The following is a 15113-nucleotide window of genomic DNA, read 5'->3' on the forward strand; positions in this document are numbered from 1 at the left end:
CCTCGAATTCTTCAAGCCCGCGAACGCGGGAGAGCCAGTTGCAACAGCCGTGCTTCATCCGCCTGGTCGCGGTTCAATTCACCGGTCAGGGCACCTTCGCTCATCACCAGGATGCGGTCGCTGATGCCCATCACTTCCATCAGGTCGCTGGACACCACGATCACCGCAATACCTTGAGCTGCGAGGTTATGGATGATCTGGTAAATCTCCGACTTGGCGCCGATATCGATACCGCGCGTGGGTTCATCCAGCAGCAGGACTTTCATCGGCATCGACAGCCAGCGGCCGAGAATGGCCTTCTGCTGGTTGCCGCCCGAGAGGTACATGATTTTCTGCTCGGCATTCGGCGTCTTGACTTTCATCGCCTTGATTTGATGCTCTGCGTTGCCCTTTTCCCAGCCTTCACGCAGCAGCCAACCGAACGCGGAATGGGCGCCACGGGCACTGATATTGATGTTCTCGGCAACGCTGGACAGCGGGATGATGCCTTCCTTTTTACGGTCTTCGGGGCACAACAACACCCCGGCGCCGATGGCATCGCGCGGTGAATGCAGGTGCAGTTTTTTGCCACAGAGTTCCAGGCTTCCGGCGGTGCTGCGGGTCAAACCGCTCAACAAGCGGAACAGCTCGGTGCGCCCTGCCCCCACCAACCCGAACAGGCCAAGGATCTCGCCCTTGTGTACCTGGAAACTGATCGGCTCGCGCAAGCCGGGGCCGATTAAATCCTTGGCCTTGAGCGCCACCTCGCCATGCTCGCGCGGGCGATAATCGTAGATGTCCTGGATATCGCGGCCGACCATGCAGGTCACCAACTGGTCATGGCTCAGGGCGCTCATGTCGTCGAAGGTGCGTACAAAGCGGCCGTCCTTGAACACCGTCACCGCGTTGCAGATGCGGAACACTTCCTCCATGCGGTGGGATACGTAGAGCACCACTTTGCCCTCATCGCGCAGGCGCGTGATGATCGCCATCAAGCGGTCGATCTCCCGCGCGGAGAGGCTGCTGGTGGGCTCATCAAAAGCAATCACATGGGCGCCACGGGACAGCGCCTTGGCGATTTCCACCAGTTGGCGTTGGCCCAGGGACAGGCGCCCCAATTTCTCCGCCGGATCGATTTCATCCGCCAGCCCCTTGAGACACGCCAGCGCCTGCTCGCGCAGTCGCCGACGATTCACCACACCAAACCGCGACGGCAAATGCCCGAGGAACAGGTTCTCGGCCACGGTCATTTCCGGCACCAGGTGCAGCTCCTGGTGAATCACCGCCACGCCGCTGGCGATGCTGTCGGCGGCGTTTTTGAAGGCCATCGTCTGCTCGCCGATGTGCAGCGTGCCGCTGCTGGGAATGTAGGCGCCGCCTAGAATCTTCAGCAGCGTCGACTTGCCCGCGCCGTTCTCGCCCATCAGCGCATGCACCTGATGCGGCCGCGCTTCAAAGCTGATCTGCGCCAGGGCCTTGACCCCGGGAAACTCCTTGCCGATGCCGTTGAAGCGCAGGGCCGCGCCGGTCATTTCCACAGCCCGATCTTGGTCAGTTCTTCCTGGAAGTTGGCGCGGGTGATCAGGGTCACTTCGTCCATCGCCGTGTACTTCGCAGGCTCCTTGCCGGTGGTGACCCACTCGTACATCGCCAGCGCGGTGTTGTAGCCCTCGATGTGCGGGCTCGGCAGCATGGAGCCGAAGAAGCCGCTGTCGGCTTTCTTCAATTCACCGATGGCGTCGGTGCCATTGATGCCGATGCCGATCACATTGGCCGCCTTGAAGCCGGCGCTTTCGGTGGCGCGCACGCCGCCGAGCACGGTGTTGTCGTTCATGCCGCCGATGATCAGGTTTTTCGCAGCGCTGGGCAGTTTGACCAACGCCGAGTTGGTGGCGTCCATGCTGCCGGGCACATCGAGGGTTTTCAGCGCGGCGGTGAGGATGTGGTCCTTGGAAATGCCGGCGTCTTCGAGGGATTTGATCGAACCGTCGGTGCGTTTTTTACCGGTGTCGAGTTCGTTGTAGGTGTTGATCACGGCGTAGGTGTCTTTCCAGTCCCAGCCGCGTTTTTTCGCTTCGGCGGCCATGGCCGCGCCTTGCTTCTGGCCCACTTCAAACGCCGCCATACCGAGGTACGGCACGTCTTCCATGAAGTTGCCCTTGGCATCGACGAAGCGATCATCCACCGCCATCACTTTCAGGCCGTTTGCCTTGGCCTTGGCGACAATGGCCGGGCCGAGGGACACGTCCGGTGGGCAGATCACAAAGCCCTTGGCGCCGTTGGCGGCGAGGCTGTCGATGGCAGACAGGGTCTTCTCGCCATCGGGCACGGCGATCTTGATCACCGTGAAACCGTGTTCCTTGCCGGCTTTTTCGGCGAAGGCCCATTCGGTCTGGAACCACGGCTCTTCGGCCTGCTTGACGAGGAAGCCGATCTTCACTTCTTCGGCGAATGCCACACCGCTGAAGGCCATCGCAAGGGCCAGGGTGCCGAGTGTCTTCTTCAACATGAACCACCTCTTCTTGTTATTGGAAAAGTGTTAGTCGTGGTACATCACAGACCGCCCGCCATCGATCATCAGGCAGGTGGCATTGATAAAGGGCGCCTCGTCGGAGGCCAAAAACAGCGCGGTCATCGCCACCTCGACCGGTTGGCCGATGCGCTTGGGCGGGTGCAGGTCGAAGGCGCGCTGGCGCTCGGCGTGGGGGTCGGCAAAGCCGTTCCAGTAATCGACGTTGAGTTGGGTCTCGATATAGCCCGGCGCGATGGCATTCACGCGGATGCCCTTGGGCGCGTATTCGATGCCCAGCGCACGGGTCAGGCCGAGCAGGCCATGCTTGGCCACGGGATAGGGAAAGCAGCCGGGAATGATGTGGCTGGAATGGGTGGAGGCGATATTGATGATGTTGCCGATGCCTTGCGCGATCATGTGCGGCAACACCGCGCGGCAGCCGAACCAGGCGCCGTCGAGGTCGATGGCGAAGCAGCGACGCCAGTCTTCGTCGCTCATTTGCAGCGGGTCGCGGAACACGTTGACCCCGGCGCAGTTGACCAGCACGTCGACGCGACCGAAGCGTGCGATGGCCAGGTTGACCAGCGACTGCCATTGCTCGTTTGAGGTGATATCGACGGGTTGCGCGTAGATTTCAGCGCCGCGTTCGCGCCAGTGGGCGGCGACTTGCTCGACCTTTTCGGCCTGGATATCGGCGATGACCAGGCGCGCCTGCTGGGCCTGGAAGCACGCGACGATGGCCTCGCCAATGCCTTGGGCGGCGCCGGTGATGATCACCACCTTGTCTTTGAGCCGCTCGCCATAGGTTGGCTCGGGCACGGCGGGGAGTGACAACGGTTGTGCCTGCATCGCTTCACCTGTTTTATTTTTGGTAGTGAGTGCTGATGCAGGCGACTATAAACCGATCTTCTGAAACATCTCAATATATAAATTTGCATCCCACATTATGAACAAAGCGCAAAAAAATGTGGGAGCGGGCTTGCTCGCGAATGCGGTGTGTCAGCCAACTAATGTGTGGCTGACACACCGCATTCGCGAGCAAGCCCGCTCCCACATTTTGATCTTCAGTGCTTTCGGGAGGGTATTTTCAACCCAGCGCAAAATCCCGCAGCGCATCACCTTCCATGCGATAACGCACCCACTCTTCCTGCGGCTGCGCGCCGATGGATTTGTAGAAGGCAATCGCCGGTTCGTTCCAGTCCAGCACGCTCCACTCGAACCGCCCGCAACCGTTGTCAAAGGCGATCTTGGCCAGGTGGCGCAGCAACTTCTTGCCTGCCCCGCCGCCGCGTTGTTCCGGGTTGATGTAGAGGTCTTCGAGGTACAGGCAGTTGCTGCCCAGCCACGTGGAGTAGCTGAAAAAGAACACCGCGAAACCAATCGGCAAGCCGTCGCGCAAACAGATCAGGCCATGGGCGGTGGCGCCCTCGCTGAACAGGCTGCGCTCGATGTCCACCACGCTGGCGATCACTTCGTGCCGGGCCTTCTCGTACTCGGCCAGTTCGGTGATGAAAGTCAGGATCTGCGCAGCATCGCTGGGCACGGCGGGGCGAATCTCGATGGTCATGGGCGAGCCTTGGGCAATTGCAAAGCACACATACTAAGGGGGTTTGATGACTGATTGCAGTGCATTTTCATGGGCAGCGTTACTCCGTCGCCTGGTAACGCTGGCACCCGCGGGCACCACGTCCCAGGCGCCGTTCGTCGCCAGCCAGGCACCAACAGCCGATGGGGGCGGACCAATAGAGGGTAAGGACAATAATCCCAAGGAGACACCCCCATGAAGCATTCCCAGTTTGCTGCCCTCGCCCTCACCGGCCTGCTGTCTGCGGTTTCCCTGAGTGGCTTTGCGGCCACGTCGTCCACCGGCCCGACCAATCCGTCTACCAGCGAGACCCAGAAATCCATGGGCACCGGCATGGAGATCAACGGCGGCGCCGTCGACAACAGCAACAGTGCCGACCCGCACACCAAAGGCCAGGACACCCAGCGCCAGGCGCCCGCCGCCGTGGGCAATGGCAAGATGGGGCCGGCGGTGAATGAGCCGAAGGTGAACAAGGACGACAACCTGCCGGGTGCGCCGAAGCAGCCAGCAGAGTAGGTTCGTCGCACACAAAACCAGACTGTGGCGGGCTTTTGTGGGAGCGGGCTTGCTCGCGAATGCGGTGTGTCAGCCACACATTAATTGACTGATACACCGCCTTCGCGAGCAAGCCCGCTCCCACAGTTTTTGATTGGGTTTATTCAGTGAGAAGCGCGTCTACTTCGGCAGTGCCGGGGGATGTGGCCGGGCCCCAGCGTGTCACGGCCAAGGCCGCTGCGGCATTCGCTCGGCGTGCGGCTTGGGCGGGTGTCAAACCACTCGCCAAGCCAGCGATAAACACACCCGCATGGGCGTCCCCTGCACCGTTGCTGTCCACGGCCTTCACCTTGAAGCCCGGCACGTGTTGCTCGTTCACCCAGCACCCGTTCGGCCCATCCCGAACCACGCGTAATGCGCCCTCGGGCAGATGGCGTTGCAGTTCGCCCAAGGCTTGCGCCAGCGAATCCGCACCGGTAAATGCCAAGGCTTCCGGGCCGTTGCTGGTCCAGATGTCGATACGCGGCAGCAACGCGACCATCAACGGCGAATCCGGCGCCCTGACCAGCGGGCCCGGGTCGAACACCACGCGGATCTCACGCGGCAGCGCCAGCAACCAATCGAGCAACGCCTGCGCCTTGCCGTCCAGCAACAGGCTGTAGCCGCTGACGTAGACATAGTCGTCCGTACGCGGCACCACGCCGGCCAAATCCTCGGCGCTCAACTCGCCCTCGGCGCCGAGGTGGGAAATGAACGTGCGCTCGGTGCTCGCCTCGGTCAGCGACACACACAAGCCCGTATCTTTATCGATGCTGGCCGCCAGGGCCATCTCCACCCCTTCGGCCTGCATCGCCGCGCGCGCCAGGTCGCCAAAACGGCCATTGCCGTGGCGCCCGAGGTACACCACCGGCAAGCCATTGCGCTTGGCGGCGGCCATCACGTTGAAACCGCCGCCGGCTTCAAAACCGGCAGACCGCGCCAGCACATCGCCGCCGCTGACGGGCAGGGAATCCAGGGCCATGACCAGGTCGACGATGACCTGGCCGGTATGCAGCAATCTAGACATGGTGGCTCTCAACTAACGCCGGGCGACGATCAGCCGCGCCGCCCAGTACCGCATAAATCCCACCGGCCACCAGGAAAGTCACGATCCAACCCAGGCCGTTGTGGCCCAACCAGGAGTCAGACAGCGGCCCGGCGAACCAGATATTTTCGGCGGTGGTACCAATGGTGGTGAAGCTGAAGCCCAACACAATCGCCACCGCCCACGCGCCGAACGCACGCCATTCCACACCGCCGCGATACCAGTAGGCGCTGCTGGGGCTGACGTCCAGCAAGTCCTTGGGGCTGTAGTAGTGACGGTGGATCAGGTCGACCACGAAGATCCCGACCCACGCGGTAATCGGCACCGCCAGCAGCGAGATAAAGGTGATGAATGGGCCATAGAAGCTGTCGGCGATCAGCATGAAGTAGATGGAACCGGCAAAGATCGCGACGATATCGACGATCACCGCGTGCACGCGCTTGACCTTCAAACCGAGGGTCAAGGTGGTGAGGCCCGCCGAGTACACCGAGAGGTTGTTGGACAGCAGCAACCCGCCGAAGGCCGTGATCAGGTACGGCACGGCCATCCAGGTCGGCAGCATGTCGCGGATCGCGATGATCGGGTCGGTGGCCGAGGCCAGGTCATTATTGCCCACCGACAGCAGACCGCCGAGGGTGATCAGCAACACCAACGGAATGCCCGCGCCAAACGCCGCCGACGCCACCAGGCGCACGGCCTTGACGCTGCGGTGCTGGTAACGCGACATGTCGGCACCGGCGTTGGCCCAGCCAATCCCGGTGCCAGCCGCCATGGTGCCGACGCCGATGATCATCGCGCTCAGCGGCGCCGGGGTCGCATTGAACACGGCGCTCCAGTCGATGGTGGCGCAGAGAAAGCCGCCGACCAGGATGTTCAGGGCGCCGAACACGTAGGTCGCCCACTTCTGAATCACCAGCAAGGTGGCATGGCCCAGGCCGGACACTGCCAGGGTCAACAGCACAAAGATGGCGATAAACAGCAGGGTCAGCAGGGGTGCGCTTTTCGCCGCGACGGGCGAACCAAACAGGATCGAACACAACGACAGCAGCACGAAGGCGGCCGTGGTGGTGTTGACGGTTTCCCAACCCAGGCGCGACATCAGCGAGACCAGCGTCGGGCCGATATTGCCGCGCACGCCGAAGATCGCCCGGGACAGCGTCAGGCTCGGCGCACGCCCACGCCGGCCGGCGATAGAGATGATGCCCACCACGGCAAACGAACCGGCCGCGCCAAGGATCGCGACGATGATCGTCTGCCAGATGGCCAGGCCACGAAACGCCACCAGCGTCGCGCCCAAGGGCAAACCGAGGATGCTGATATTGGCCGCGAACCAGACCCAGAACAGTTGCAACGGATGGCCGTTGCACTCGCCTTCCGGGACCGGCTCGATGCCGCGTGTTTCCAATTGCCCGGCGCTTTGGCCGGAAGAGGTGTTGCTCATGAAGGGATACTCCGGGTGCCGATATTGTTGTGGTTGTGGCAGATATTCTATTCAGTCTTCCTGGCCCAACTCGATCAACTGTGGGAGCGGGCTTGCTCGCGAATGCGGTGTATCAGAAACAAATGTGCTGACTGACGCACCGCTTTCGCGAGCAAGCCCGCTCCCACATTTTTTGATCTGCGCCAGTCAGCGCAATGTGAGCAGCCCTTCGACCAGCGGCTGCAAGTCCAAACCATTCACCCGCTTGACCTGCTCCACCATCTCCTGCGGCCAGCACTGCATGCCCAGGCAGGCACCGAGCATGGCGCCGAGCATCGCAGCGATGGTGTCGGTGTCGCCGCCAAGGCTGGCGGCCAGGCACAGGGCTTCGAAGGCATTCATCTCGCCCACCGCCACTTGTTGGGCCAGGGCAAACGACACCACCACCGACTCCTGGGACGCGACGGAGGTGCCGATCAACTCGTAGAGCAAATCGGCAAACAATGCTTTGTCGCCGCTGCCGACACTCAAGGTGCGCGCCCAACTGATGCGGGTGGAGATACGCCCGCCGGCGATCCAGTGGCCATGGTGCTCGGCCTGCTGGGCAATCTGGGTGCCGATGTTCAGTGCTTCGCCCAGGTCCACGCCGTTGATGCCGGCCGAGACCACGGCCGCCACGGCGGCGGCGCTGGAGATGCCCAGGTTGGTGTTATGGGTGACCTGGCACGCCTGGATCACGGCCTGGATAAAGTGCGCGGGGTCGCTGACATCGGCGGCAATACCGACGGGCGTGATACGCATCGCCGCGCCATTGGTGGTGCCATAACGCCCGGACTCTTCCGGCGTGTGGCCGGCGAGGATCATGTCGATCGCGCGTTTGGTCGAGGGGCCGAGCAAATCCTGGGAGCCCTTGGCGCGCATCACCGCCTCCCAGTCGATCAGGCGCTGGGCAAGCACGGTGGGTTCGATGCGGCCTTGGCCTTCTACCAGCAACTCGCCCACCAGGATCGCCTGCTCGGTGTCATCGGTGATGGAACCGGCGGGCATGTCAGGCGCGATAGGTTGGTCGGCGCCGGCATCTTCCAGAGCGGTGATGGCACCGAAGCGGGCGCGCACTTGCTCGCGGCTCAAGGACTGGGTCGGCATGCCCAGGGCATCGCCCAAAGCCAGGCCATAGAACGCGCCGAGGGCGCGGTTGTGCGGGGTCATTTCGAACTCCCAAATTGCAGGTGCAGGCGGAAGTGCAGAGGGTCGAGCAGGCTTTCGACGTATTCCATAAAGCGCTCGCGACGGTCGTAGGTGGTGCGCGAGGCCTTGAGAAACACGCTGCCGGCCGGACGGCCGAGCAGCTCGGCGTCTTCGGCACTGAGGGGCTCGGCGCCGATCCATTGGTCACCTTCAGCGCCGACATAGCCGTAGGCCGCCAGCGTGATGGTCAGGGAGTTTTCGATCAGGCCGACTGTTGGCAGGCTTTCCAAGCCGCCGGAAGCGGGCATCAGCGAGCGCTCCAGGGACACGGCGGTGCCATCGGTGGTGTAGCGCAGGCGGTCGAGGGCAATGAATTGATCGCTGCCGAAACGGCTGAGCAAGTCAGGCCGGGTCACGGCTTCGAGGCGCAGGATATCGGTGTTGATCCGCGCACCCGTGTCGGCCAGGGCCTGGGCCCAGCCGCTGCGCTGGTCGAGCACCATGCCGTCAAAGGTGACGAGGGAGCCGACGCCGCTTTGGGTGGCGATGTAGTTGCGTCGTTTGAGTTCGGCGAGGGCTTCACGCAAGGTGCCGCGACTCACCGAAAACTCTTCGGCCAGTTGGTGCTCGCCAGGCAACAGGAACCCATCGACCATTACCCCACCTTCGATACGGCGGATCAGTTCGTCGACGACGCGTTTTTTCTTATCAAATCGGACATGTCTAATCATGTACAAATTGATAACCGAAAGCCGCCGTTGGCAGCAAGCGAATTATTTCAGGGAGATGAAAAAACCGGCCTCAGGGTTCCAGGCCAATGGGGAAAAATTCCCCGCCACTCCACACGCCCAGCCAATTCTGACCGTTGATCGGACGACTCACCGCCAGCTCCACCAATTGGTAGAACACGTTGCGATGCACCAAGGCTTCGAGGTTGGTGCGTACCCGCAGATATGGCGAAGGCTCCTCGGTGAGCGGGTCGATGACCACACGCAACGGATGCTCCAGGCCGGCTTCGACCGTCTCGTCGACATTGGTGGTAAAGCGCAGCACCTGGCTTTCGCCCTGCCCTTCGACCTCCAGAGTCAGCGCAACGAACGGCGCATCTTCGACGCTGATGCCGACTTTTTCCACGGGGGTGATCAGGAAGTAATCATCGCCATCGCGGCGGATGATATTGGAGAACAGCTTGACCATCGGCTTACGCCCGATCGGCGTGCCCTGGTAGTACCAGGTGCCATCGCGGGCGATGCGCATGTCGATATGGCCGCAGAAATCCGGGTTCCACAGGTGCACCGGCGCCGGTCCCTTGCCCTTGGGCAGTTGGGCCAACAGATCGTTGGCCTTGGCGGAATCGGTCATGGGCATCTCCTGTGGTTTATTGATCGCTCATGCCCAGCAAGCTTCGCGCGTACTGTGCGAGTGGGCGAGCGATCAGGTCTTGTGGCCTGTTGTCGTGGAACGTCAGTAAACCGCCACGGCTGCGAATGCGTGCAGTATCAATCAAATACTGGGTGCTGGTCTCGATCAACATGATCTGGATCACGCCGCTGTCGAGGCCGACGCGGTCGAGGGCTTCCTGGTCGGCCCACTCGTCGGCGTTGCCGATCCGGTCATCCGCCTTGGCGAAACGGCAGTACAGCAGGTAATGGGCGCCGGCGGCACGGGCTTCGGCCATCGCCTGTTCCAGGCCTTCCGGCTGGCGGGCGCGGCGCACCATGGGGAAATATTCGATAAAGCCGTTGAAGGCTTCTTCGGCCACCACGTTCGGACGCGGATAGGCGCTGCCGGGCGGCACGAAGGCGCCCTGGGCGATAAAGATAAAGGAATCCGGCTGCACGCGGATCGAGGCGGAGCGACGGGTATCGCTGTGGTCCAGCAACCCGGCGTCGCTCATCTGATAGCGGGTGCCTTCGGCCATATCGCTGACGGTCATGCAACCACTCAGCGTCAATGACGCCAGCAACAAAACCAGACTACGCATCCTAATCCTCCAGAAGCCGGTGACGGAAAACCGGCGAATGGGCATGAGATGCAGGTTTTGCGCCACTTGAGCACACCATAAATCAAATGTGGGAGCGGGCTTGTGTGGGAGCGGGCTTGCTCGCGAATGCGGTGTGTCAGAAACAGATGTGCCGACTGATACACCGCTTTCGCGAGCAAGCCCGCTCCCACAAGGGAATGTGGGGGGCGAACATCGCGTCAGCCGCCGATGATCTTCATGATCGTCGCACCGCCCGAGAAGGCCACTTCCTGCTTGTCGCCCAGGGCTTTCATCAGCAGCCCTTGCAACGCCGGCAATGCCTGATGGCGCGGCTTGTCCAGCAGGTCGCCGACGTAGTGGCGGTTGCTGGATGACAGGCAGCCATGCAGCCAGCCGGTAGACGACAGGCGCAGGCGCGAACAGGTCCGACAGAACGGCACGCTTTCATTGGCGATCACGCCAAAATAGCCCTTGCCGGGGATTTCATAACGCACGGCGGTGGCGTCCACCGGGGCATTGGCTTGCAGGTATTCGTGGCGCTCGCCAATCAGGCTGAGCAGTTGCTGCAAGCTGACGAATTGCTGCAAAAACGCATTGGAATCCTTGGCCAGGTGGCCCATGCGCATCAATTCGATAAAGCGCAGCTCGTAGCCACGCTCCAGGCAGTAGTCGAGCAACGGCATCACCTGGTCCAGGTTCTGGCCGCGCAACGGCACCATGTTGACCTTGATCTTGATCCCGGCAGCGCGGGCCTGGTCCATGCCGTCGAGCACGGTGGCGAGGTCACCGCCACGGGCGATGCTGCGGAAGGCGTCGGCGTCCAGGGTGTCGAGGGAGACGTTGATGCGCTTGATGCCGGCATCCACCAGCAGCGGCAGTTTGCGCGCCAGCAGTTGGCCGTTGGTGGTCAGGCTGATGTCACTGAGGCCCATCTGGCCCACTGCGCCCATGAAGGCTTCCAGCTTGGGGCTGACCAGCGGCTCGCCGCCGGTGATGCGCAGGCGGTCGATGCCCGCCGCTTCGATCAGATACTCGACACCCCGCGCCATGGCCTCGGCCGAGAGTTCGTCCTGGGCAGCCACCAGCCGCTTGCCGTTGGGCACGCAGTAGGTACACGCATAATTGCAGGCTGAGGTCAGGCTGATCCGCAAATTGCGAAAACGCCTGCCTTGACGATCAACGATCATGGATCACTCCGGCAGAGGATGATTCGGGCGCGCTAAAAGCTGACTGATAAATCAGCTTTTAGCAAGAGTCCATGCCTGAGTATATTCCTGGGGTACTGCGTCTGGCAGCAAATCCTTACGCAGCCGGTGGTTCAGCCGGTGGCAATTCGCTGCTGTGCTTGCGCTTGTTGCCCATGCGCACGCCGATATCCATCAGGAACTGGAAGAAACCTTCCTGATCTTCCAGCACATTGCTCCAGAACGGCGAGTGGTACAGCGCCACCGCGCCGTGCACCAGCGCCCAGGCGGCGCAGTAGTGGAAATACGGCGGCACGTCTTCCAGCTTGCCTTCGCTGATGCGGCCCTTGATCAGCAGGGTCAGGCGTTCGAAGTTCGAGGCGCGGATCTTGTGCAGTTCCTCGACCATTTCCGGCACCTGATGGCCCTTGACCACCTTCTCTTCCAGGCGGTCGAACAGGCGGTAGCGCTGGGGGTCGCGCATGCGGAATTCGAAGTAGGCGCGGGACAGGGCTTCCTTGTCCTTGTCCACATCGGCCGAGTGCAGCAGCTCGTTCAAGTCGCGCTCGTAGTCGAGCATCAGGCGCAGGTAGATCTCGGCCTTGGACTTGAAGTGCTTGTAGATCGTGCCTTTGCCGATACCCACGGCATCCGCGATCATCTCGACGGTGACGCTGTCTTCACCTTGTTCGAGGAATAGCTTGAGCGCGGTGTCGAGAATTTCCTGCTCACGGCGGCGAAACTCACGGACCTTACGGGGTTCTTTGTGCATGAGAAAGAGGTCTGCAAAGGTGACTGTGGGGAGGGTTGCGCAGGGCCACGAACACGTGGCAATACGATTTACCCGGTGCGAGGGATTATCCCGACTGAACGGTCGTTGGGCAACGCCTATGTGAACCCGCCGCGCACTTAAGTTTCAGCACGCCAACGATTTCCTCGCTTGCAGTCAGAAATAACACGCAACAACGGCACCTGTGCACCCGCTTAATGAGAACTCAAGCGAAGCGCGCGTATTCCAAATCTGTTTAAAAAACGACCAGTCGCGACTGGACTGAATCAGATACTGATCAATACTTGAACTGTCGGCGCGGCATCTCCCCCAAGTGACGCGTTGACCCGGGGTACCGACGGACTGTGTGCCCTGTTTTACTCCTAATGGTCTTAGCCCGGATTCCCCCCCCAGAACCCGGGTTTTTTTTGCCTACGATTTAACGTGGGCCAACGGGAACAGGCGCTTGAAGTTCTCGGTCGTCTGTTCGGCAAAGCGCTCAACGGACTCACCGCGCAACATCGCCAGGTAATCCGCCACATCCCGTACGTACTCGGGCAGGTTCGGCTTGCCGCGATGGGGGATGGGCGCCAGGTACGGTGAGTCGGTTTCCACCAGCAGGCGGTCGGCCGGCACTTGGCGCGCCACGTCACGCAGGGCGTCGGCATTGCGGAAGGTAACAATCCCCGACAGGGAAATATAGAAACCCAGGTCCAGGGCCGCCTTGGCCATGTCCCAATCTTCGGTAAAGCAATGCAGCACGCCGGCCTGGGGCAGCGCAGCTTCGCGCAGCAGGGCCAGGGTGTCGGCGCGGGCGCCACGGGTGTGGACGATCACCGGTTTGCCGGTCTGCTGGGCGGCTTGCAGGTGCAGGCGGAACGAGGCCTGCTGCAACTCGGCGGCTTCGGGCTCGTAGTGGTAGTCCAGGCCGGTTTCGCCAATCGCCACCACGCGCGGGTGGTTGAGCTCACCCAGCAACCAGTCGAGGGCCGGGGCTTCGCCGGGCTTGAGGTCCAGCGGGTGGATGCCCACCGAGCAGTCCACATCGGCATAACGCTCGGCCAGGGCTTTGACGTCGGCGGCGTTGTCGGCGCTGACGCCGATACACAGGAAGTGCCCTACCCCGCGCTGGCGCGCTGCTTCAAGGGCGGCGTCAAGGGAGCCGCCGTGCTGGGCAAGGTCGAGGCGGTCGAGGTGGCAATGGGAATCTACGAGCATAGGTAGTTACGACTTAAATCACAGAGAGTGTCTGGCCGACGATACACCCGTCGGCCACGAAAATTAACGGCGACCGAGCAGGCCTACCCACTGCACCAGCAGCGCTTCGAGCAACAGCACGCGGTTGAGGTTGGCCTTGCCGAGCACCTTCTGGCGCTGGGCCAGAATCCAGTCCTGAATGTTGAGCACCTTGTCCTGGGCGCTTTTCTGCGCGAGGTACTGCACCACCTTGCGCATGTCCGGCAGGCCCAGGCCGTTTTCGTCCTGGGTCAACTGGTAGCGCAGGATCAGGCTCGACCAGTCGCAGAACCAGTCGAACAGCAGCAACAGCGGAATATCCTTCCAGGCCGTCTCGGCCAATTGGGTGGCGGACAGTTCCTGCTTGAGCAGTTTCTTCACGCCATCCACCACCAGCGCGCGTTGTTCGCGCACGCCTTGGGCCTGCAATTTCACTGCGGCCAGCGGCGAACCGGCGGCCAGGGTGAGCAATTCGCCGCGCTCATCGCTGCTGCATTCCGGCAACGCCTGCGCCAGCCACTCCAGGCTCATGGACTCGCTCGGCAACGGGCAGGCCTGCTGCACACAGCGACTACGGATAGTCGGCAGCAAGCGACTGGACTGGTGACTCACCAGCAACAACACTGTATCGCCGGACGGCTCCTCCAGGCTCTTGAGCAAGGCGTTGGCAGCGTTGATGTTCATCGCCTCCACCGGCTCGATCAACACCACTTTGCGCCCGCCCATCTGCGCGGTCTGCACCACGAAGCTGACGAGGTCGCGAACCTGATCGACCTTGATCGCCTTGTCGGCTTCCTCGGGTTCCAGCAGGTAATTGTCCGGGTGGCTGCCCGCCTTGAGCAGGAGGCAGGACTTGCACTCGCCACAGGCTTCCAGGTTGACCGGACGCTGGCACAACAGGCTGGCCATCAGGCGCTCAGCGAGCGCACGTTTGCCGATGCCAATCGGCCCGTGCAACAGATAGGCGTGGGCATGCTGGGCACGGCCCGCCAGTTGCTGCCAGAGGCTGTCCTGCCACGGGTAGGCTTCAGCCACGGGCGCGCTCCAGCAGGGTCGGCAGCAAGGCATCGATCGCCTGTTGCACCTGGGTCAGCGGCTGGGCGGCATCCAACAGGTAATAACGCGCTGGGTCGGCCTTGGCGCGGGCAAGGAACGCACTGCGCACGGCGTCGAAGAAGGCGCGGCCTTCCAGTTCGAAACGGTCCAGACGACCCCGGGCGCTGGCGCGGGCCAGGCCGACTTCCACCGGCAGGTCGAACACCAGGGTCAGGTCCGGACGCAGATCGCTTTGCACGAAGGTTTCCAGCGTGGCGATGCGTTCCAGGGACAAGCCCCGACCGCCGCCCTGATAGGCATAGGTAGAGTCGGTGAAACGGTCACAAATCACCACCGCACCGCGTGCCAGGGCTGGGCGGATCACTTCGGCCAGGTGCTGGGCGCGGGCGGCGAACACCAGCAGCAGCTCGGTGTCCGGGTTCATCGGCTCGTCACCCGGGGCCAGCAGCACGTCGCGGATGCGCTCGGCCAGGGGCGTGCCACCGGGCTCACGGGTCAACACCACTTCGATGCCATCGGCGCGCAAACGCTCGGCCAGGTAATCGCGGTTGGTGCTTTTGCCGGCGCCTTCGGGGCCTTCCAGGGTAATAAACAAGCCAGTCACAGGCAGTCCTTAGTCAG

16 protein-coding genes are annotated in these 15113 nt (G+C 62.3%); 1 reads left to right on the plus strand and 15 read right to left on the minus strand.

The annotated features are described in order from the left end of the window. Positions 1 to 11: 11 nt before the first annotated feature. From araG to ACZRMO_RS14360, 4 genes are all read right to left on the minus strand, one after another. Positions 12 to 1511 (minus strand): L-arabinose ABC transporter ATP-binding protein AraG, encoded by a 1500-nt coding sequence (araG, locus tag ACZRMO_RS14345; protein ID WP_463973277.1) that lies wholly within the window; start codon positions 1509 to 1511, stop codon positions 12 to 14. After that, entirely contained in the window at positions 1508 to 2488 is a 981-nt protein-coding gene (locus ACZRMO_RS14350; protein WP_463973278.1) for a substrate-binding domain-containing protein, read from the minus strand. Before ACZRMO_RS14350 ends, araG begins: the two co-directional genes overlap by 4 nt. Positions 2489 to 2518: 30 nt before the next feature. After that, the gene (locus ACZRMO_RS14355) at positions 2519 to 3340 is read right to left on the minus strand and encodes an SDR family oxidoreductase (protein ID WP_463973279.1); all 822 of its coding nucleotides are present in this window, start codon (positions 3338 to 3340) and stop codon (positions 2519 to 2521) included. A gap of 238 nt (positions 3341 to 3578) precedes the next feature. Then, positions 3579 to 4058, minus strand: a complete 480-nt coding sequence (locus ACZRMO_RS14360) for a GNAT family N-acetyltransferase (protein WP_010208407.1) — start codon at positions 4056 to 4058, stop codon at positions 3579 to 3581. A gap of 213 nt (positions 4059 to 4271) precedes the next feature. Here ACZRMO_RS14360 and ACZRMO_RS14365 point away from each other — a divergent pair, with 213 nt between their 5' ends. Beyond that, positions 4272 to 4592 (plus strand): hypothetical protein, encoded by a 321-nt coding sequence (locus ACZRMO_RS14365; protein WP_463973280.1) that lies wholly within the window; start codon positions 4272 to 4274, stop codon positions 4590 to 4592. Between the two features lie 139 nt (positions 4593 to 4731). Here the strand turns inward: ACZRMO_RS14365 and ACZRMO_RS14370 are convergent, their stop codons facing one another. From ACZRMO_RS14370 to tmk, 11 genes are all read right to left on the minus strand, one after another. Next, positions 4732 to 5637: a PfkB family carbohydrate kinase gene (locus ACZRMO_RS14370; RefSeq protein WP_463973281.1), complete on the minus strand. Its 906-nt coding sequence runs from the start codon at positions 5635 to 5637 to the stop codon at positions 4732 to 4734. After that, a complete protein-coding gene (locus tag ACZRMO_RS14375; RefSeq protein ID WP_463973282.1) occupies positions 5630 to 7096 on the minus strand; it encodes a purine-cytosine permease family protein in 1467 nt (488 codons plus the stop codon). Before ACZRMO_RS14375 ends, ACZRMO_RS14370 begins: the two co-directional genes overlap by 8 nt. A gap of 186 nt (positions 7097 to 7282) precedes the next feature. Continuing rightward, a complete protein-coding gene (locus ACZRMO_RS14380; RefSeq protein WP_463973283.1) occupies positions 7283 to 8284 on the minus strand; it encodes an ADP-ribosylglycohydrolase family protein in 1002 nt (333 codons plus the stop codon). Beyond that, positions 8281 to 8994 carry a GntR family transcriptional regulator gene (locus ACZRMO_RS14385; protein ID WP_463973284.1) on the minus strand — a complete coding sequence of 238 codons (714 nt, stop codon included), beginning with the start codon at positions 8992 to 8994 and terminating at the stop codon, positions 8281 to 8283. The genes ACZRMO_RS14380 and ACZRMO_RS14385 overlap by 4 nt, the downstream gene beginning before the upstream one ends. A gap of 70 nt (positions 8995 to 9064) precedes the next feature. Then, positions 9065 to 9625, minus strand: a complete 561-nt coding sequence (locus tag ACZRMO_RS14390) for a DUF1285 domain-containing protein (RefSeq protein ID WP_463973285.1) — start codon at positions 9623 to 9625, stop codon at positions 9065 to 9067. A gap of 16 nt (positions 9626 to 9641) precedes the next feature. Continuing rightward, positions 9642 to 10247 (minus strand): DUF4823 domain-containing protein, encoded by a 606-nt coding sequence (locus ACZRMO_RS14395; RefSeq protein WP_124526708.1) that lies wholly within the window; start codon positions 10245 to 10247, stop codon positions 9642 to 9644. A gap of 218 nt (positions 10248 to 10465) precedes the next feature. After that, positions 10466 to 11434, minus strand: a complete 969-nt coding sequence (locus ACZRMO_RS14400) for a GTP 3',8-cyclase MoaA (protein WP_207046455.1) — start codon at positions 11432 to 11434, stop codon at positions 10466 to 10468. Positions 11435 to 11549: 115 nt separating this feature from the next. Then, entirely contained in the window at positions 11550 to 12203 is a 654-nt protein-coding gene (locus ACZRMO_RS14405) for a TetR/AcrR family transcriptional regulator (RefSeq protein ID WP_124526710.1), read from the minus strand. A gap of 429 nt (positions 12204 to 12632) precedes the next feature. After that, entirely contained in the window at positions 12633 to 13418 is a 786-nt protein-coding gene (locus ACZRMO_RS14410) for a TatD family hydrolase (RefSeq protein ID WP_124526711.1), read from the minus strand. 63 nt (positions 13419 to 13481) lie between these two features. Beyond that, complete coding sequence (locus tag ACZRMO_RS14415; RefSeq protein ID WP_463973286.1) at positions 13482 to 14471, minus strand: DNA polymerase III subunit delta'; 990 nt, start codon at positions 14469 to 14471, stop codon at positions 13482 to 13484. Continuing rightward, on the minus strand, positions 14464 to 15096 hold the full coding sequence (gene tmk / locus ACZRMO_RS14420) for a dTMP kinase (protein ID WP_463973287.1): 633 nt from the start codon (positions 15094 to 15096) through the stop codon (positions 14464 to 14466). The genes ACZRMO_RS14415 and tmk overlap by 8 nt, the downstream gene beginning before the upstream one ends. Between the last annotated feature and the right edge of the window lie 17 nt (positions 15097 to 15113).

This window comes from Pseudomonas sp. B611 (assembly GCF_055407965.1).